The 19,553-nt window shown below is 41.0% G+C and carries 19 protein-coding genes; 18 read left to right on the top strand and 1 reads right to left on the bottom strand.

The features are described 5' to 3' along the window. Window positions 1–35: 35 nt before the first annotated feature. From radA to ACORHT_RS09770, 6 genes are all read left to right on the top strand, one after another. On the top strand, window positions 36–1,373 hold the full coding sequence (gene radA, locus ACORHT_RS09795; protein ID WP_434350845.1) for a DNA repair protein RadA: 1,338 nt from the start codon (window positions 36–38) through the stop codon (window positions 1,371–1,373). 70 nt (window positions 1,374–1,443) lie between these two features. Next, complete coding sequence (locus ACORHT_RS09790) at window positions 1,444–2,139, top strand: TIGR00266 family protein (RefSeq protein ID WP_434350191.1); 696 nt, start codon at window positions 1,444–1,446, stop codon at window positions 2,137–2,139. 159 nt (window positions 2,140–2,298) lie between these two features. Continuing rightward, window positions 2,299–2,796, top strand: a complete 498-nt coding sequence (locus tag ACORHT_RS09785; RefSeq protein ID WP_434350190.1) for a beta-class carbonic anhydrase — start codon at window positions 2,299–2,301, stop codon at window positions 2,794–2,796. A 24-nt stretch (window positions 2,797–2,820) separates the two neighbouring features. Next, window positions 2,821–3,648, top strand: coding sequence for a PrsW family intramembrane metalloprotease (locus ACORHT_RS09780; protein ID WP_434350189.1), 828 nt, complete (start codon window positions 2,821–2,823; stop codon window positions 3,646–3,648). A gap of 132 nt (window positions 3,649–3,780) precedes the next feature. Beyond that, window positions 3,781–4,749 (top strand): ribose-phosphate diphosphokinase, encoded by a 969-nt coding sequence (locus ACORHT_RS09775; protein ID WP_434350188.1) that lies wholly within the window; start codon window positions 3,781–3,783, stop codon window positions 4,747–4,749. A 131-nt stretch (window positions 4,750–4,880) separates the two neighbouring features. Continuing rightward, window positions 4,881–5,318: a CoA-binding protein gene (locus tag ACORHT_RS09770; protein ID WP_434350187.1), complete on the top strand. Its 438-nt coding sequence runs from the start codon at window positions 4,881–4,883 to the stop codon at window positions 5,316–5,318. A gap of 183 nt (window positions 5,319–5,501) precedes the next feature. On the opposite strand, the gene ACORHT_RS09765 is transcribed toward ACORHT_RS09770, so the two are convergent. Beyond that, a complete protein-coding gene (locus ACORHT_RS09765) occupies window positions 5,502–6,512 on the bottom strand; it encodes a YeiH family protein (RefSeq protein WP_434350186.1) in 1,011 nt (336 codons plus the stop codon). Window positions 6,513–6,664: 152 nt separating this feature from the next. Here ACORHT_RS09765 and ACORHT_RS09760 point away from each other — a divergent pair, with 152 nt between their 5' ends. From ACORHT_RS09760 to ACORHT_RS09705, 12 genes are all read left to right on the top strand, one after another. Then, window positions 6,665–7,834, top strand: a complete 1,170-nt coding sequence (locus tag ACORHT_RS09760) for a pyridoxal phosphate-dependent aminotransferase (protein WP_434350185.1) — start codon at window positions 6,665–6,667, stop codon at window positions 7,832–7,834. Next, window positions 7,831–8,601 carry a DNA repair protein RecO gene (gene recO / locus ACORHT_RS09755; protein ID WP_434350184.1) on the top strand — a complete coding sequence of 257 codons (771 nt, stop codon included), beginning with the start codon at window positions 7,831–7,833 and terminating at the stop codon, window positions 8,599–8,601. The genes ACORHT_RS09760 and recO overlap by 4 nt, the downstream gene beginning before the upstream one ends. Continuing rightward, window positions 8,598–9,590, top strand: a complete 993-nt coding sequence (plsX, locus tag ACORHT_RS09750) for a phosphate acyltransferase PlsX (protein WP_434350183.1) — start codon at window positions 8,598–8,600, stop codon at window positions 9,588–9,590. The genes recO and plsX overlap by 4 nt, the downstream gene beginning before the upstream one ends. Before the next feature lie 5 nt (window positions 9,591–9,595). After that, entirely contained in the window at window positions 9,596–9,832 is a 237-nt protein-coding gene (locus tag ACORHT_RS09745) for a phosphopantetheine-binding protein (protein ID WP_434350182.1), read from the top strand. Between the two features lie 450 nt (window positions 9,833–10,282). Further along, complete coding sequence (locus ACORHT_RS09740; RefSeq protein ID WP_434350181.1) at window positions 10,283–10,426, top strand: class IIb bacteriocin, lactobin A/cerein 7B family; 144 nt, start codon at window positions 10,283–10,285, stop codon at window positions 10,424–10,426. Window positions 10,427–10,443: 17 nt separating this feature from the next. Beyond that, on the top strand, window positions 10,444–10,593 hold the full coding sequence (locus tag ACORHT_RS09735; protein WP_001052545.1) for a class IIb bacteriocin, lactobin A/cerein 7B family: 150 nt from the start codon (window positions 10,444–10,446) through the stop codon (window positions 10,591–10,593). A gap of 12 nt (window positions 10,594–10,605) precedes the next feature. After that, window positions 10,606–10,782 carry a hypothetical protein gene (locus tag ACORHT_RS09730; RefSeq protein ID WP_000793176.1) on the top strand — a complete coding sequence of 59 codons (177 nt, stop codon included), beginning with the start codon at window positions 10,606–10,608 and terminating at the stop codon, window positions 10,780–10,782. Window positions 10,783–10,980: 198 nt separating this feature from the next. Next, window positions 10,981–11,136, top strand: coding sequence for a hypothetical protein (locus ACORHT_RS09725; protein ID WP_434350180.1), 156 nt, complete (start codon window positions 10,981–10,983; stop codon window positions 11,134–11,136). 223 nt (window positions 11,137–11,359) lie between these two features. Then, window positions 11,360–13,513 (top strand): peptide cleavage/export ABC transporter ComA, encoded by a 2,154-nt coding sequence (comA, locus tag ACORHT_RS09720; protein WP_434350179.1) that lies wholly within the window; start codon window positions 11,360–11,362, stop codon window positions 13,511–13,513. 12 nt (window positions 13,514–13,525) lie between these two features. Beyond that, window positions 13,526–14,866 carry a bacteriocin secretion accessory protein gene (locus ACORHT_RS09715; protein ID WP_434350178.1) on the top strand — a complete coding sequence of 447 codons (1,341 nt, stop codon included), beginning with the start codon at window positions 13,526–13,528 and terminating at the stop codon, window positions 14,864–14,866. A 168-nt stretch (window positions 14,867–15,034) separates the two neighbouring features. Further along, window positions 15,035–15,742, top strand: a complete 708-nt coding sequence (purC, locus tag ACORHT_RS09710) for a phosphoribosylaminoimidazolesuccinocarboxamide synthase (RefSeq protein ID WP_434350844.1) — start codon at window positions 15,035–15,037, stop codon at window positions 15,740–15,742. A gap of 55 nt (window positions 15,743–15,797) precedes the next feature. Next, window positions 15,798–19,523, top strand: a complete 3,726-nt coding sequence (locus ACORHT_RS09705) for a phosphoribosylformylglycinamidine synthase (protein WP_434350177.1) — start codon at window positions 15,798–15,800, stop codon at window positions 19,521–19,523. Window positions 19,524–19,553 lie beyond the last annotated feature (30 nt).

Here is a 19,553-nt window from a genome sequence, read left to right as displayed (position 1 = left end):
AGAGGTATCTTATCGCTAAGAAAAAAACGACATTTATTTGTCAAAATTGTGCTTATAATTCACCCAAATACCTAGGGCGCTGTCCTAACTGTGGTTCTTGGTCTTCCTTTGTGGAGGAAATCGAAGTTGCAGAGGTTAAGAATGCCCGGGTGTCCTTGACGGGTGAAAGGACCAAACCCATGAAATTGGCGGATGTGACCTCTATCAATGTCCATCGTACCAAGACAGAGATGGAGGAATTCAACCGTGTACTTGGAGGCGGAGTGGTACCGGGAAGTCTCGTCCTCATTGGTGGGGATCCTGGAATCGGGAAATCAACTCTGCTCTTACAAGTCTCAACCCAGCTGTCTCAAGTCGGAACAGTTCTCTATGTCAGTGGGGAGGAGTCAGCCCAGCAGATTAAGTTACGAGCGGAGCGCTTGGGGAATATCGATAGTGAGTTTTATCTCTATGCCGAGACCAATATGCAAAGTGTTCGTGCAGAAGTAGAGAGAATTCAGCCAGATTTTCTCATCATCGACTCCATCCAAACCATTATGTCTCCTGAGATTTCAGGGGTTCAAGGCTCTGTTTCTCAGGTGCGTGAGGTGACGGCTGAACTTATGCAGCTGGCCAAAACCAATAACATCGCTATCTTTATCGTAGGTCATGTGACCAAGGAAGGAACCTTGGCTGGTCCTCGTATGTTGGAGCATATGGTGGATACGGTTCTTTACTTTGAAGGGGAGCGTCACCACACCTTTCGTATTTTGAGAGCGGTCAAAAACCGTTTTGGCTCCACCAATGAGATTGGCATCTTTGAGATGCAGTCGGGTGGATTGGTTGAGGTTCTTAATCCGAGTCAAGTTTTCCTAGAGGAGCGTTTAGACGGTGCGACTGATTCCTCCATCGTAGTGACCATGGAAGGGACCCGTCCAATTCTTGCTGAAGTGCAGGCCTTGGTGACACCGACCATGTTTGGGAACGCCAAGCGCACGACGACTGGCCTTGACTTCAATCGTGCTAGCTTGATTATGGCTGTTTTGGAGAAACGGGCAGGCTTGCTCCTTCAAAATCAGGATGCTTATCTTAAATCAGCTGGAGGTGTTAAATTAGATGAGCCTGCTATTGACTTGGCAGTTGCGGTTGCTATAGCTTCGAGCTATAAGGACAAGCCAACCAATCCTCAAGAATGTTTTGTGGGAGAGTTGGGCTTGACAGGAGAGATTCGTCGAGTCAATAGGATCGAGCAACGCATCAATGAAGCAGCAAAACTTGGATTTACAAAAATCTATGTACCGAAAAATTCCTTGACTGGAATCAAACCACCTAAGGAAATTCAGGTGATTGGGGTGACGACTATTCAGGAAGTCTTGAAAAAAGTATTCTCCTAATAGTTATGGTCAGCTTTAGATGACTAATTATTTTATTGCTAACATTTATTAAAACAAGGAGGAATTTCTGATGAAATTTTCTATGGACAGTCATATGCAATTTCCTTTGGTAGAGTTGTCACTCAATCAAGGAGAAACCGTCTATATCCAGCGGGGTAGCATGGTCTACCACACACCCAATGTAAGTCTCAATACTCAGCTCAATGCTAGCGGTTCAGGTTTGGGACGTTTTGTTAAAGCTGTAGGACGTTCAATGGTTTCTGGTGAAAGCACCTTCATTACTCAAGCTGTAGCAGAGTCTGATAACGGGAACCTTGCTCTAGCACCAGATACTCCTGGGCAAGTAATTGCTCTTGAACTAGGTGAAAAACAATATCGACTGAATGATGGGGCTTTTCTAGCTCTTGATGGTACAGCTTCCTATACTATGGAGAGTCAGTCTATTGGTAAAGCTCTGTTCGGAGGGCAAGGCGGTCTCTTTGTGATGACTACCCAAGGCCAGGGAACTCTCTTGGCTAATGCTTTTGGCTCTATAAAGAAAATTGAGCTTCAAAATCAAGAAATAACCATTGACAATGACCATGTAGTGGCTTGGAGCCAGTCTTTGGATTATGATATTCACGTAGAAAACGGCTTCTGGCAGTCTATCGGTACAGGCGAAGGAGTGGTGAACACCTTCCGAGGAACTGGTGAGGTCTACGTACAAAGTCTCAATCTTCAGAGCTTTGCAGGATCGCTCAATAAGTATATCCAAAAAGGTTCATAAAAATAAAACTAGGACGGAAATCCAAGCTAGAAGCTGGATGTCTCTGTATTGGTTTTTTAATAGGAAGGTTGACAGCTGACAAGACAAAGAAAAGATGGTAAGATAGGAGATAAATAATTTGGTGTTCAAATTATCTGGTAGACTAGAAAGTGAGTTGTCATGTCCTATTTTGAAAATTTTTTAAAAGCCAATCAAGCCTATGTAGAACTGCATGGAGATTTTCATTTATCAATCAAACCAAAGACCAAGGTTGCAATCGTAACTTGTATGGACTCGCGTTTACACGTAGCGCCAGCTCTTGGGTTGGCTCTGGGAGATGCTCATATTTTGCGGAATGCGGGTGGTCGAGTGACGGAGGATATGATTCGCTCGCTTGTGATTTCCCAGCAACAAATGGGAACAAGGGAAATTGTGGTGCTCCATCATACAGACTGCGGTGCACAGACATTTGAAAATGGTCCTTTTCAGGAGTATTTGAAAAAAGAACTAGGAGTGGATGTTTCTGACAAGGACTTTTTGCCTTTTCAAGATATTGATGAAAGTGTTCGTGAGGATATGAGATTGCTACAGGAATCTCCTCTAATCCCAGATGATGTTGTTATTTCAGGTGCGGTTTACGATGTGGATACAGGAAGGATGACAGTCGTAAAACTGTAAGGATTAAATGTAGAAAGATAGTGTATGAAGAAAAATATTATTTTATTTGTTTTTATTGTATTAGTGTGTATTGGTTTACAGTATGAGACCATGTATTTTACAGATGGATCGATGTCTGGAACGGAATATGGAGTGATGGGACTTTCCATCTTTCTAGCACTCTTTTATATGATTCCAGCTGTTTATCTCCTATACCGCATTGGACATAAATGGGAAACACCAAGAAAGGCTATAACTTTGTCCTTATTGGGTGGGATATTTATTTCGGGCTGGTTATCTAGTTTTGCCAATACCTACATACATGATTTTCTGACAAATCTTTTCCCAGATAGTAGGTTTTTGAACGCTTTGGAAAATGCCATTGTAGCTCCGATTGTAGAGGAACCTTTAAAATTACTACCTCTTGCCTTTGTTTTGTATTTGATTCCAATTAAAAAATTGAAATCAATCTTTTTACTAGGGATTGCTTCAGGTTTAGGGTTTCAAATGATTGAGGATATCAGCTATATTCGCTCGGATTTATCAGATGGCTTAGCTTATACAATTTCTCGGATTTTAGAGCGAATAACTTCTGCTCTTGCCTCGCATTGGACTTTTTCAGGACTTGCCATACTAGGTCTTTACTTGCTTTACAGGGCTTATAAAGGTCAGAAGGCAGAACTGAAGTCTGGTTTGATCTATCTTGGTTTGGCTTTTGGAACACACTTTTTATTCAACTCACCTATTGTAGAGTTGGAGACAGAGTTGCCCCTTGCTTTTCCTCTTGTAACAGCTATTACTCTTTATAGCTTTTATCAGGCTTTCCAGTTTGTTGAGAAGTACAACGATGAGATGATAAAAGAGATTTCTTAAAAGATTATAACAAGAGTATAAATGTTTGCTCTTGTTTTATTTTTGATTGAAAAATAGAGAAAAAAGCGCTACAATGGTAGTTGGAAAATATTGTGAAAAAACACAAGTGATACATAAATACCGGAGGGAATCATGTCTTTTTCTGATTTAAAGCTCTTTGCCCTTTCTTCAAATAGAGAATTGGCAGAGCGTGTGGCGCAAGAGATTGGGATTGAATTGGGGAAATCAAGCGTTCGCCAATTTTCAGATGGGGAAATTCAGGTTAATATCGAGGAGTCTATCCGTGGGAGACACGTATTTATCCTGCAATCAACAAGCTCACCTGTTAATGACAACTTGCTTGAAATTTTGATTATGGTAGATGCTTTGAAGCGTGCCAGTGCAGAATCTGTCAACGTTGTTATGCCTTACTATGGTTATGCCCGTCAGGATAGAAAAGCGCGCGCGCGTGAGCCAATCACTGCAAAACTCGTTGCAAACATGCTAGAAGTTGCTGGGGTAGATCGTTTGTTGACGATTGACTTACACGCAGCACAGATTCAAGGTTTCTTTGATATTCCAGTGGATCACTTGATGGGTGCTCCTTTGATTGCGGACTACTTTGAGCGTCGTGGTATGGTTGGTTCAGACTACGTGGTTGTTAGTCCAGACCACGGAGGAGTAACACGTGCCCGTAAATTAGCCGAGTTTTTGAAAACTTCTATTGCGATTATCGATAAACGTCGTAGCGTAGATAAGATGAATACCAGTGAGGTTATGAACATCATCGGTAAGGTAGAAGGAAAAACTTGTATTTTGATTGATGACATGATTGACACAGCTGGTACAATCTGTCATGCTGCTGATGCTTTGGCTGAAGCAGGAGCAGTTGAGGTATATGCAAGCTGTACGCACCCAGTACTTTCAGGACCTGCTATGGATAATATCCAGAAATCAGCGATTAAAAAATTAGTTGTTTTGGATACCATCTACTTACCAGAAGAACGTTTGATTGATAAGATTGAGCAAATTTCTATCGCTCACCTTCTTTCGGATGCTATCGTCCGTATCCACGAAAAACGTCCACTTTCTCCCTTGTTTAGTATTGAGAAAAAAATCTAATTCATTCGTTAAATAAAATAAAACTCCTAACCAGGTGCAGTTCAAAGTTGCTTTGTTAGGAGTTTTTTTGTAGCAAAAATATGCAAGCCTTTTCAAAATATGCTATACTAAATGAAAAAAGGAGGATTTCTATGAGTCAAGAATTTATCAATCCAAGTGATGGAGTGGTCCGTCACTATCTAGCAACTAGTAAAACTCTAGTTGTAGTAGGCTTATCCGATCGTGAGGAAACAACTAGCAATCGAGTGACTAAAGAAATGCAGGCTCGTGGCTATAAAATTATTCCAGTTAACCCTAAAGCTGCAGGTAGCGAGATTTTGGGAGAAAAGGCTTATGCCAGTCTAGCTGAAATTCCTTTTCCTGTAGATATTGTCAACGTATATCGTCGTAGTGAATTTTTACCGGATGTAGCGCGTGATTTTCTCAAAGCGGATGCCAAGATTTTTTGGGCGCAACTAGGGCTTGAAAATCCAGAAGCGGAAGAAATCTTGCGTGATGGAGGATGCGATGATATCGTGATGAATCGTTGCATAAAGAGAGAACATACACGCTTAATTCTTGAACAATAAAAGAGAGTGGGACAGAAATCGGTAATTCGTTAGAATTCGATTTCGTCGTCCCACCTCCGCACAGTTGAGTAGGGCTGTAAAAGCTGATGAAATCAGCGTAGTAGAACCCACTCAACCACTGCGTCTTGCTCGACAATCCAAAGATAATTGAGAGGCTAGGACTTTTGTCCCAGCCTCTTTGTCTTAGAAAATACCGATTAGCGTTTGCATACCGAGACTAGTCAGGATGATAGCAATCCAGCAGAGAACCCCAAGAAGAATGGATTTACCACTAGACTTAATCATAGCTACAAGATTGGTTTTTAGACCGATAGCACTCATGGCCATGATGATGAGGAATTTGGAGAGTTGTTTGAGAGGTGAAAAGAAGCTATTGCTGACACCGAAAGATGTGAGAAGAGTAGTTAGCAGAGAAGCTAGGATAAAGTAAAGGATGAAAACGGGGAAGATTTTTTTAAGCTTCACTCCTTGGTTGTTACCTTGTTGACGGCTTTGCCAGTAAGAGAGGAAGAGAGTAATAGGGATAATAGCTAGGGTACGGGTCAATTTGACAATAGTGGCAGACTCAAGAGTGTTTGTATTGTATAGACTATCCCAGGCACTAGCAGTAGCTGTCACAGAGGAAGTATCGTTGACCGCAGTACCCGCAAAGAGAGCAAAACCTTCGTTGGAAAGATGGAGCCAAGAACCTAGAGTTGGAAAGATAAGAGCTGCTAAGACATTAAAGAAAAAGATTACTGAGATAGCTTGGGCCACTTCTTTTTCCTTGGCGTGAATAACAGGAGCAGTCGCTGCAATGGCAGAACCGCCACAGATAGAAGATCCAACTCCAATCAAGGTAGCTAGCTTTGTATCTAGGTCAAAAAAGCGCTGGAAGAGATAGGCAACAATCAAGGCTATAGAAATGGTGGATAGAATGACAGGGAGGGAAGATTTTCCTACTGCAAAAACTTGAGAGATATTGAGTCCAAAGCCTAGTAAGATGACTGCGTATTGGAGCAATTTTTTGGAGCTATAAGTCAAACCGGCTTCCAGTTGTGTATAGGAAGTGAGAAAGGGATGGAGAACCATTCCGATAAAAATGGCAAAAACAGGAGCTCCTACAACAGGCAGAAAGCCTCCTAAAACCCAAGAGATGATTGAGATGATCAGACAGGCTAACAGTCCAGCCCCATTTTTTGATAGAAATGACATAAAAACCTCCGAAATAAGCACTTCTTATTATAGTCTTGTCTCGAAAAAAAGTAAATAGAAAGCCTTTAGAAAGCTAATTCTAGATGTAATTTTGCGGTCAGAGAGCTTTTGTAGTATAATAGACATATGTTCTTTAAGCAAGGAGGGTATCTATGGACTTAACCAAACGCTTTAATAAACAATTAGATAAGATACAAGTTTCCTTGATTCGTCAATTTGATCAGGCTATTTCAGAGATTCCTGGAGTCCTGCGGTTGACCTTGGGAGAACCAGATTTTACAACGCCAGATCATGTCAAGGAGGCTGCAAAGCGAGCCATCGATCAAGACCAATCCTACTATACAGGGATGAGCGGTTTGTTGACCTTACGCCAAGCAGCCAGTGATTTTGTAAAAGAAAAGTATCAGTTGGACTACAATCCTGAAAATGAAATCTTGGTTACAATTGGTGCGACAGAAGCTTTATCAGCTACTTTGACAGCCATTTTGGAGGAAGGAGACAAGGTTCTCTTGCCAGCTCCTGCCTATCCAGGCTATGAGCCAATAGTTAATCTAGTTGGTGCAGAGATTGTTGAGATTGACACGACTGAGAATGGTTTTGTCTTAACTCCTGAAATGCTAGAGAAGGCAATTTTGGAGCAGGGTGACAAGCTCAAAGCAGTCATTCTTAATTATCCAGCCAACCCTACAGGCATTACCTATAGTCGTGAACAATTAGAAGCTTTAGCAGATGTTTTACGAAAGTATGAGATTTTCGTTGTCTGTGATGAGGTTTACTCAGAATTGACCTACACAGGGGAAAATCATGTATCGCTAGGCACTATGCTGAGAGACCAGGCTATTATTATTAATGGTTTATCCAAATCCCATGCCATGACAGGTTGGCGTTTAGGTTTTATCTTTGCACCAGCAAACTTTACGGCTCAACTCATCAAGAGTCACCAGTACTTGGTCACTGCCGCAAACACCATGGCTCAACACGCAGCGGTAGAAGCTTTGACAGCTGGTAAGAATGATGCGGAACCTATGAAGAAGGAATATATCCAACGACGGGACTACATTATGGAAAAGATGACTGACCTTGGTTTTGAAATCATCAAGCCAGACGGTGCTTTTTATATCTTTGCTAAGATTCCAGCAGGCTATAATCAAGATTCCTTTGCTTTTCTGAAAGATTTTGCCCATAAGAAGGCTGTCGCCTTCATCCCAGGTGCTGCTTTTGGTCAGTATGGAGAAGGCTATGTTCGCCTATCATACGCAGCTAGCATGGAAACTATCAGGGAAGCTATGAAACGACTTGAGGAGTATATGAGAGAAGCATGATTCAATCTATCACAAGTCAAGGTTTAGTGCTCTACAACCGAAACTTTCGAGAGGATGATAAGCTTGTCAAAATCTTTACAGAGCAGGCAGGCAAGCGCATGTTTTTTGTGAAACACGCTGGTCAATCAAAACTGGCTCCTGTTATTCAGCCCTTGGTGCTAGCTCGTTTTCTCTTGCGCATCAATGATGATGGACTCAGTTACATCGAGGATTATCATGAGGTGATGACCTTCCCAAGGATCAATAGTGATCTCTTTACCATGGCTTATGCGACCTATGTGGCAGCCTTGGCTGATGCGAGTTTGCAGGATAATCAGCAGGACGCTCCCTTATTTGCTTTTTTGCAGAAGACATTAGAGCTGATGGAAGAGGGCTTAGATTATCAGATTTTGACTAATATTTTTGAAATTCAGATTTTGACACGGTTTGGGATTGGTCTTAATTTTAATGAGTGTGTCTTTTGCCATCGGGTTGGCCAGGCTTTTGACTTTTCTTTCAAATATGGAGCCTGTCTTTGCCCAGAGCATTATCATGAGGATGAGAAACGTTGTCATCTGAATCCAAACATTCCCTATCTGCTCAATCAATTTCAAGCTATTAACTTTGAGACTTTAGAGACTATTTCTCTCAAGTCTGAAATCAAGCAAGAATTGCGTCAGTTCATGGATCAAATTTATGAAGAATACGTAGGAATTCACCTAAAATCAAAGAAATTTATTGATTCCCTAGCCGATTGGGGACAATTACTAAAAGAGGAAGACAAATGAAAAAAATCGCAGTAGATGCAATGGGTGGCGATTATGCACCTCAAGCTATTGTAGAGGGAGTCAATCAAGCCCTTGCTGACTTTTCAGATATTGAGATTCAACTTTACGGAGATGAAAGTAAAATTAAGCAATATCTAACAGCTACAGATCGCATCAGCATTATCCATACAGATGAAAAAATAAATTCTGATGATGAGCCTACAAAAGCTATCCGTAAGAAGAAAAATGCCAGTATGGTCTTGGCGGCCAAGGCTGTCAAAGATGGGGAGGCAGATGCTGTTCTTTCTGCAGGAAATACAGGTGCTTTGCTTGCGGCCGGATTTTTCATTGTAGGTCGTATCAAGAATATCGATCGACCTGGACTTATGTCAACCTTACCAACAGTTGATGGGAAAGGTTTTGATATGCTAGACCTTGGTGCCAATGCAGAAAACACAGCCCATCACCTTCATCAATATGCCATCCTAGGTTCTTTCTACGCTAAAAATGTTCGTGGAATTGCAAAACCACGAGTTGGTTTGCTTAATAACGGGACAGAGAGTAGCAAGGGAGATCCACTCCGCAAGGGAACTTATGACTTGCTAGCAGCTGATGAGAGTTTGAACTTTATCGGTAATGTGGAAGCGCGTGATTTGATGAATGGCGTTGCTGATGTAGTCGTAACAGATGGTTTCACGGGAAACGCTGTGCTCAAATCCATTGAAGGTACAGCCATGGGGATCATGGGCTTACTAAAAAATACCATTACAGGTGGCGGACTTCGAGCAAAACTTGGCGCTCTCCTTCTCAAGGATAGCCTTAAAGGTTTGAAAAAGCAGCTCAACTATTCAGATGTTGGGGGTGCAGTCTTGTTTGGTGTCAAGGCGCCGGTTGTCAAGACTCATGGATCAAGTGATGCCAAGGCTGTGTACAGTACGATTCGTCAGATTCGTACCATGCTAGAAACAGACGTAGTTGCTCAAACTGCGCGTGAATTTTCAGGAGAATAATATATATGACAGAAAAAGAAATTTTTGACCGTATCGTGACTATCATCCAAGAACGTCAAGGAGAAGACTTTGTAGTCACAGAGGCCTTGAGCTTGAAGGATGATTTGGATGCTGATTCAGTAGATTTGATGGAATTTGTTCTAACCGTTGAGGATGAATTTGGAATCGAAATCAGTGATGAAGAAATCGATTACCTCCAAAGTGTGGCAGATGTATTAAAGGTCATTAAAGATAAAATCTAACATAAAGCAACATGCAAGTCATGTTGTTTTTTTGTTTTTCGAAAAAGATAAGATTTTGAAATTTTATAGTTGAGTTTACGAATAAAGAGATAAGAACAAAAAAGGAGGATTACTGATGTATGTGACAGGTCTTTATCCATGGTTAATTAAGTGGTTTTTAAAATAAATTTGATTTAGTTGTTTATTTTAAAATGATTTCTCGAATAGATAAGTAAGAAGAAAAGGAAAGGAGTCTAATCAATGTATTTACCAATTTTACTTCCATGGTTTATCAAATTGTATTTTAAATAAATTAAATTTATTTATTCATTTTAAAATAATTTCTCGAATAGATAAGTGAGAAGAAAAGGAAGGAGATTAGAAATGATTATTTCAGTTATTTATCCAATTTGGCTTTTAAAATGGTTTAAAGGTTAGAAATCACAAATATAAAAATAAAGGAGAAAACAAATGACAAACTTTGACAAAATGGAACAGAACTTTGTAGCTCTTAAGGAAGAAGAGCTGATGGAAGTGGATGGGGGGTCGGTTACCGCTGTAGTTGTAGGAGGTGTCTTACTAATTGGTGGTATTGCTTGGGGCTATTTTATGTAATAATAAGGAGAGAAAAAATGAATTTAAATAAATGGACGGAATTGACAGAAGAAGAATTGATGAATACAGCAGGTGGATCAATTACCATAGCCACGGTTGGTGCAGGATTGGCAATTTTCCTTGGTGGTCGATTAATTGGTCAAGATTTAAAACGTAAATTTGGATAAAAGTAAACTTGTATGAAAAATCTAAAAAATGTAATGGGAGCCTTTTTAATTATTTTTGGAGTGCTTTGTATATTGGGGGATTTACATGTAATCACCTTTAATGTTGAAAAATATTTCCAAACAGAGTTATTTGTTCCGATGCTTATTTTGATGATGAGTTATTTAGATTCAGGTAAAGACAAGGTTTAAAGAGAACTATTATTAGTATGTGGCAAATGCTATTGAATAATCATCTTTTAGTTGTTATCAATGAAATAAGAACTAAAAAAGAATGGAGAAATAAATGAATATCTCAGAAGAATTTGCGGCTATAATTATATCAGTATCAGGAATAGTAGGACTTTTGGTTGGATTAGCTAGTATTATTTAAAAAGGAGTAGATGAAAGATGAAGAAATTGGATGAAAAATTTGAAATCATGACAGATGCAGATTTGTCTGTTACTGAAGGGGGCATCGTTGTTACTACTTCTACAGCAGTAGCTTGGGGTGTTTTAGGAGTCGTTACCTATATGTATGGGCGTCATCTGGGAAGTAGACGTTAATTTAAAAATTTGTGGCAAATCGTAAAAAAATTGAAAAAGATAAGAAATATTAATCATTATATTTTCTAGGTAGAACGTTTGTTCTACCTATTTTTATGTAGGAAAAAGTGCTGTTCAGGTGCAGTTATTGTTTTTTTAGAAATAATTTTCTTTTTGCTTCTTTGTTTGGATAAAATAATCTTACAAAGTTTTCTTTGGAGATTGTTAGGAAAAGGAGTAGGATATGAAATTTGGGAAACGTCACTATCGGCCTCAAGTAGATCAGATGGACTGTGGAGTAGCTTCATTAGCCATGGTCTTTGGTTATTATGGTAGCTATTACTCTTTGGCTCACTTGCGAGAATTGGCCAAGACAACCATGGATGGGACAACGGCTTTGGGCTTGGTCAAGGTGGCAGAGGAAATTGGTTTTGAGACGCGAGCAATTAAGGCGGATATGACGCTCTTTGACTTGCCAGATTTGACCTTTCCTTTTGTTGCCCATGTGCTTAAGGAAGGGAAATTGCTCCATTATTATGTGGTGACTGGGCAGGACAAGAACAACATTCATATTGCTGATCCAGATCCTAGTGTTAAGCTGACCAAGATTTCTCGCGAGCGCTTTGCCAAGGAGTGGACAGGAATCACTATTTTTATGGCACCATCTCCGACTTATAAGCCTCATAAGGAACAAAAAAATGGTCTGCTTTCCTTTATCCCTATATTAGTGAAACAGCGAGGTTTGATTGTTAATATCGTTTTGGCGACCCTCTTGGTGACCTTGATTAACATTGTGGGTTCTTATTATCTGCAGTCTATCATTGATACTTATGTACCAGATCAGATGCGTTCGACGCTGGGGATTATTTCTATTGGGCTGGTTATTGTTTATATTCTCCAGCAAATCTTGTCCTACGCTCAGGAGTATCTCTTGCTTATTTTGGGGCAACGCTTGTCCATTGATGTGATTTTGTCCTATATCAAGCATGTTTTTCACCTGCCTATGTCCTTCTTTGCGACACGTCGTACAGGGGAAATCGTATCTCGTTTCACGGATGCAAATAGTATCATTGATGCACTGGCTTCGACTATTCTGTCAATCTTTTTGGATGTATCTACTGTCTTGATTATTTCAGTAGTTCTATTTTCGCAGAATAGCAATCTCTTTTTCATGAGTTTACTAGCCCTTCCTATTTACACAGTGATTATCTTTGCTTTTATGAAGCCCTTTGAAAAGATGAATCGGGAAACTATGGAAGCCAATGCGGTTCTGTCTTCTTCTATCATTGAGGACATCAATGGCATTGAGACCATCAAGTCCTTAACTAGTGAAAGTTCACGCTACCAAAAGATTGACAAGGAATTTGTAGATTATCTGAAAAAATCTTTTACTTACAGTCGGGCAGAAAGTCAGCAAAAGGCTCTGAAAAAAGTTGCCCAGCTCTTACTCAATGTTGGTATTCTCTGGATGGGGGCTCTCCTAGTCATGGATAATAAGATGAGTTTGGGCCAGTTGATTACCTATAATTCCTTGTTTATTTACTTTACAAATCCATTGGAAAATATCATCAACCTGCAAACCAAACTTCAGACAGCGCAGGTAGCCAATAACCGTCTCAATGAAGTTTATCTGGTTGCATCTGAGTTTGAGGAAAAGAAAACAGTCTCAGATTTGAGCTTGCTAGAAGGAGATATGGATTTCAAGCAGGTTCACTATAAGTATGGCTATGGTCGAGATGTTTTGTCGGATATCAATCTGACTATTCCACAAGGCTCTAAAGTGGCATTTGTGGGAATTTCAGGCTCAGGTAAGACGACCTTGGCTAAGATGATGGTTAATTTTTATGATCCTAGTCAGGGGGAGATTAGTCTGGGTGGCGTCAATCTCAATCAGATTGATAAAAAGGCTCTACGCCAGTATATCAACTACTTGCCTCAGCAACCCTATGTTTTCAATGGGACGATTTTGGAGAATCTTCTCCTTGGAGCTAAGGAGGGGACGACCCAGGAGGATATCTTGAGAGCAGTGGATTTGGCTGAGATTCGGGAGGATATCGAGCGGATGCCACTGAATTACCAGACAGAACTGACTTCGGATGGAGCGGGCATTTCAGGTGGGCAACGTCAGAGGATCGCTTTGGCGCGTGCTCTCTTGACCGATGCGCCTGTCTTGATCTTGGATGAGGCGACTAGCAGTCTAGATATTTTGACCGAGAAGCGAATTGTCGATAATCTAATGGCTTTGGATAAGACCTTGATTTTCATTGCTCACCGCTTGACCATTGCTGAGCGGACAGAGAAGGTTGTCGTTTTGGATCAGGGCAAGATTGTCGAAGAGGGTACACATATGGATTTACTGGCTCAGGGTGGATTTTACGCCCATCTAGTGAATAGTTAGAGAGGAAAAAAGATGCAATCAGAATTTTTAGAAAGTGCGGAGTTTTATAATCGTCGTTACCATAATTTTTCTAGTTATGTGATTTTTCCAAGTTTTATCTTGTTTTTGTTCCTAATCGTTTTTTCAATATTTGCACAAAAGGAGATAAGCTTGACAGCTGGAGCTATGGTAGAACCTGCTCGTATCATTGCCACCATTCAGTCTAGCAGTAATAGCAAGATTGTGGCTAATCATTTGGCTGAAAATAAGTTTGTCAAACAAGGAGATCTTCTTGTTCAATACCAAGAGGGAGCAGAAGCGGTTCAGGCAGAAAATTATGCTAGTCAGTTGGAAATGCTCAAGGATCAGAAGGTTCAACTGGAGTATTTAAAAGCAAGCCTTCAAGCAGGAAGTGATCAATTTCCTGAAGTAGATAAATTTGGCTATCAGCATAGTTTTTTAGATTATCTAAATCAAGCTGCTAGTCTGCGAAGTCAGGTTGAGCAACAAAATGCTAGTATATCATCTCAAAATGCAGCAGCCAGTGGTAGTCAGGCAGAGTTAGGCAATCTCATCGGTGAAACCCAGTCCAAAATTAAAGAATATCAGCAAGCCAAGTCTGCTATTCAGGCTGATGGAGTCTTAGAGAGTGATCATCCAGCTTATGCCATTTATCAGTCAACAAAGGAGCAGGGAGCGGAAGCCAAACAGCAGGCCTTATCTCAGCTAGATGCTCAAATCACTCAGTTGGAGTCAACTCTTGCAGGTTATCGAGTACAGTATGCAGGTTCAGGAGCCCAGCAAGCTTATGCATCTGGCTTAGGAATTCAGTTGGAATCATTAAAATCCCAGCAACTAGCCAAGGTAGGCCAGGAATTAACGCTCTTGGATCAGAAAATTCTTGAAGCGGAGTCAGGTAAAAAAATTCAAGGAAATCTTTTAGAGAAGGGGAAAATTACAGCAACAGAAGATGGTGTTTTACACCTGAATCCTGAGCATAGTCGATCTACCATCATTCCAGAAGGAACGATCCTCGCTCACCTTTTTCCACAGTTGGCTAGGGAGAGGAAGGCAAAACTGACAGCTTATATCGGTTCTAAGGAAGTGGTTGATCTCAAGCATGGAAATGAAGTACGATTTACAACAGTAACAGATGCCAATAAGCAACTAGTGTTGACGTCCAAGATTACCAATATCGATACCAGTGCGACTCAGACAGAAAAGGGGAATTTCTTTAAATTAGAGGCAGAGACGGACTTGAGTGCTGAACAGGCAGAAAAGATTCGTTATGGACTTGAAGGTCGTTTAACCATGATTATAGGTAGGAAGAGTTTTTTACGCTACTATCTGGACCGCTTTTTGAAACAAGAATAAGGTTCGCATTCTAACTCAAATCAATCTTAGAAAATCGCAAATGAAAAATCGTTTGCGATTTTTCTGTACTTTTTCAGACGGGACATCAAATATAGTTCGTGAAATATTTGATTTTTAGTGTATGTTGTGTTAGAATGATGTAAAGTAATGCGAAAGGCGAACAAGAAAATGTCCAGTAAACTTATTTATACGGGAAAAGCTAAAGATATCTATACTACAGAAGACGAAAATGTGATTAAGTCGGTCTACAAGGACCAGGCCACTATGCTGAATGGAGCTCGCAAAGAGACCATAGAGGGGAAAGGTGTGCTGAATAATCAGATTTCGTCTCTTATTTTTGAAAAATTGAATGCTGCGGGTGTAGCTACTCACTTTATCGAACGTATCTCTGATACAGAACAACTCAACAAGAAAGTGAAAATCATTCCTTTGGAGGTTGTTCTTCGTAACGTGACTGCAGGTTCTTTCTCAAAACGTTTTGGCGTGGAAGAAGGTTTGGACTTGAAAACTCCTATCGTTGAATTTTACTACAAGAACGATGATTTGGATGATCCATTCATCAATGATGAGCACGTCAAGTTCTTGGGCATTGCCAATGATGAACAAATTGCTTATATCAAGGAAGAAACGCGTCGTATCAATGAATTGCTGAAAGATTGGTTTGCACAAATTGGTCTGCGTTTGATTGACTTCAAATTGGAATTTGGTTTTGATAAGGATGGCAAGATTATCTTGGCAGATGAATTTTCACCAGATAATTGTCGCCTTTGGGATGCGGAAGGGCACCATATGGACAAGGATGTTTTCCGTAGGGACCTTGGTAGCTTGACAGATGTTTATAAGGTTGTGTTGGAGAAATTACAAGGATTGAAGTAAAGTTTTACTTGCTCTTCACTAAAATCTTTAAGTAGAAATAGATAAAGGAACTAAAATGGATAAACGTATTTTCGTTGAGAAAAAAGCTGATTTTCGTGTCAAATCTGACTCTTTAGTAAAAGAATTACAGCATAATCTTCAGTTGAAAACCTTGAATGATCTTCGTATCGTTCAGGTTTACGATGTTTTTGGTTTGGTAGAGGACTTGTTTGCGCGTGCGGAAAAACACATCTTCTCTGAGCAAGTGACCGATACTGTTTTGGATGAAGCTGAAGTGAAGGCTGATCTTGAGAAGTATGCTTTCTTTGCTATCGAAAGTTTGCCTGGTCAATTTGACCAACGTGCGGCATCTTCACAGGAAGCTTTGCTTTTGCTTGGTAGCTCAAGTGATATAACGGTGAACACAGCACAACTTTACTTGGTCAATAAGGATATTGATGCGAATGAATTGGAAGCTGTCAAAAACTACCTCTTGAACCCAGTGGACTCTCGTTTCAAAGATATCACTCTTGGCATTGCTAAACAGGATTTCTCTGAGTCTGACAAGACCATTCCAAGTTTGGATTTCTTTGAAAGCTATACAGCAGAAGATTTTGCCCGCTACAAAGCCGAGCAAGGGATGGCAATGGAAGTGGATGATTTGCTCTTTATCCAAGACTATTTCAAGTCAATTGGACGTGTGCCAACTGAGACGGAGCTTAAGGTCTTGGATACCTACTGGTCTGACCACTGCCGTCATACCACTTTCGAGACTGAGTTGAAGAATATCGACTTCTCAGCTTCTAAATTCCAAAAACAATTGCAAGCGACTTATGACAAGTATATTGCCATGCGTGATGAGTTGGGACGTACCGAAAAACCTCAGACTTTGATGGATATGGCGACTATTTTTGGTCGTTATGAGCGTGTCAATGGTCGTTTGGACGACATGGAAGTGTCTGATGAAATCAATGCCTGCTCTGTTGAAATTGAGGTGGATGTCAATGGTGTCAAGGAGCCTTGGCTCCTCATGTTCAAAAACGAAACTCACAACCACCCAACGGAGATTGAACCATTTGGTGGAGCGGCTACTTGTATCGGTGGTGCCATTCGTGACCCATTATCAGGGCGTTCCTACGTTTACCAAGCCATGCGTATTTCAGGTGCTGGCGATATTACAACTCCGATTTCAGAAACTCGCGCTGGGAAATTGCCACAACAAGTGATTTCTAAAACAGCAGCTCACGGTTATTCTTCATACGGTAACCAAATTGGTCTTGCAACAACCTATGTTCGTGAATACTTCCATCCAGGTTTCGTTGCTAAGCGTATGGAGCTAGGTGCCGTTGTCGGTGCGGCTCCTAAGGAAAATGTTGTCCGTGAAAAACCTGAAGCAGGTGATGTGATTATCTTGCTCGGAGGTAAGACTGGACGTGATGGTGTCGGTGGTGCGACAGGTTCATCTAAAGTTCAAACGGTTGAATCTGTTGAAACAGCTGGTGCTGAGGTTCAAAAAGGGAATGCCATCGAAGAACGTAAGATTCAACGTCTTTTCCGTAATGGGGAAGTGACACGTCTAATCAAGAAATCAAATGACTTTGGTGCCGGTGGTGTCTGTGTGGCTATCGGTGAATTGGCTGATGGTCTTGAAATTGATCTAGACAAAGTGCCATTGAAATACCAAGGCTTGAACGGTACCGAAATTGCCATCTCTGAATCTCAGGAACGTATGGCCGTGGTAGTTCGTCCAGAAGATGTAGATGCCTTCATTGCAGCATGTAACAAAGAAAATATTGATGCAGTTGTCGTTGCGACAGTGACTGAAAAACCAAATCTTGTCATGCACTGGAATGGTGAAACCATCGTTGATTTGGAACGTCGTTTCCTTGATACAAACGGTGTACGTGTAGTTGTGGATGCTAAGGTGGTTGACAAGGATGTCAAGCTCCCAGAAGAACGCCAAACATCTGCCGAAACCCTTGAAACTGATACTCTAGAAGTCTTGGCTGACCTTAACCATGCCAGTCAAAAAGGGTTGCAAACTATCTTTGATAGCTCAGTTGGTCGTTCAACAGTCAATCACCCACTTGGTGGTCGCTACCAAATCACACCAACGGAGGCTTCTGTACAGAAATTGCCAGTCCAACATGGTGTGACGCATACGGCTTCTGTTATGACGCAAGGGTTCAACCCTTATGTAGCAGAATGGTCTCCATATCATGGTGCGGCTTATGCGGTCATCGAAGCAACCGCTCGTTTGGTTGCTGCTGGTGCAAACTGGTCTAAGGCTCGTTTCTCTTATCAAGAATACTTCGAGCGTATGGGTAAACAAGCAGAGCGTTTTGGTCAGCCAGTAGCAGCTCTTCTTGGATCAATTGAAGCTCAGATTCAACTTGGGTTGCCATCTATCGGTGGGAAGGACTCTATGTCTGGTACCTTTGAAGAATTGACAGTACCACCAACCTTGGTTGCTTTTGGTGTCACAACTGCAGATAGCCGTAAGGTCCTTTCTCCAGAATTTAAAGCTACTGGTGAAAATATCTATTACATCCCAGGTCAAGCTTTGGCACAAGAAATTGACTTTGATCTTATCAAGTCTAACTTTGCTCAATTTGAAGCTATCCAAGCTGCCCATAAAGTGACAGCAGCATCAGCGGTTAAATATGGTGGTATCCTTGAAGCTCTTGCCCTTGCAACATTTGGTAACCATATCGGTGCCACTGTAACCCTTGAAAATCTTGAGACTGCCTTGACAGCTCAATTAGGTGGATTCGTTTTCACATCTCCGGAAGAAATTGCGGGAATTAAGAAGATTGGACAAACAGCAGCTGACTTTACACTTGCTGTCAACGGTGTAATGCTTGATGGACACAAACTTGACAGTGCCTTCCAAGGTAAATTGGAAAAGGTCTACCCAACGGAATTTGCACAAGCAACTGAGTTGGAAGAAGTACCTGCGGTGGCATCAGATGCTGTGATCAAAGCCAAAGAAACAGTTGAGACACCAGTGGTTTACATCCCAGTATTCCCAGGAACTAACTCTGAGTACGATTCAGCTAAGGCCTTTGAAAAAGAAGGTGCTCAAGTCAACTTGGTACCATTTGTCACATTGAATGAGGAGGCAATTGTCAAGTCTGTTGACACCATGGTTGACAATATCGAAAAAGCTAACATTATCTTCTTTGCAGGTGGCTTCTCAGCCGCCGATGAACCAGATGGATCAGCTAAATTTATCGTTAACATCTTGCTCAATGAAAAAGTACGTGCAGCCATTGATAGCTTCATCGAAGGTGGTGGTTTGATTATCGGTATCTGTAATGGGTTCCAAGCTCTTGTCAAATCAGGTCTTCTTCCATATGGTAACTTTGAAGATGCAAGCAGTACTAGTCCAACTCTCTTCTACAATGATGCCAACCAACACGTGGCTAAGATGGTTGAAACACGTATTGCTAACACGAACTCACCATGGCTTGCTGGAGTGGAAGTTGGTGACATCCATGCCATCCCAGTATCACACGGTGAAGGTAAATTTGTCGTGACAGCTGAGGAATTTGCAGAACTTCGTGACAATGGTCAAATCTTTAGCCAATACGTTGACTTAGAAGGAAAACCAAGCATGGATTCTAAATACAATCCAAATGGTTCTGTAAATGCTATTGAAGGTATCACAAGTAAGAACGGTCAAATCATCGGTAAGATGGGGCACTCAGAACGTTTCGAAGACGGTCTCTTCCAAAATATTCCAGGAAATAAAGACCAATATCTCTTTGCATCAGCGGTTAAATACTTTACTGGAAAATAGGTTTTGCAGATTTTCTAATAGATAATCATC

Source organism: Streptococcus sp. KHUD_014, from assembly GCF_051106275.1.
In the GTDB taxonomy this organism is placed as follows: domain Bacteria; phylum Bacillota; class Bacilli; order Lactobacillales; family Streptococcaceae; genus Streptococcus.
Note: the sequence above shows the minus strand (reverse complement) of the source record. Positions and strands in the feature narration are given on the sequence as shown.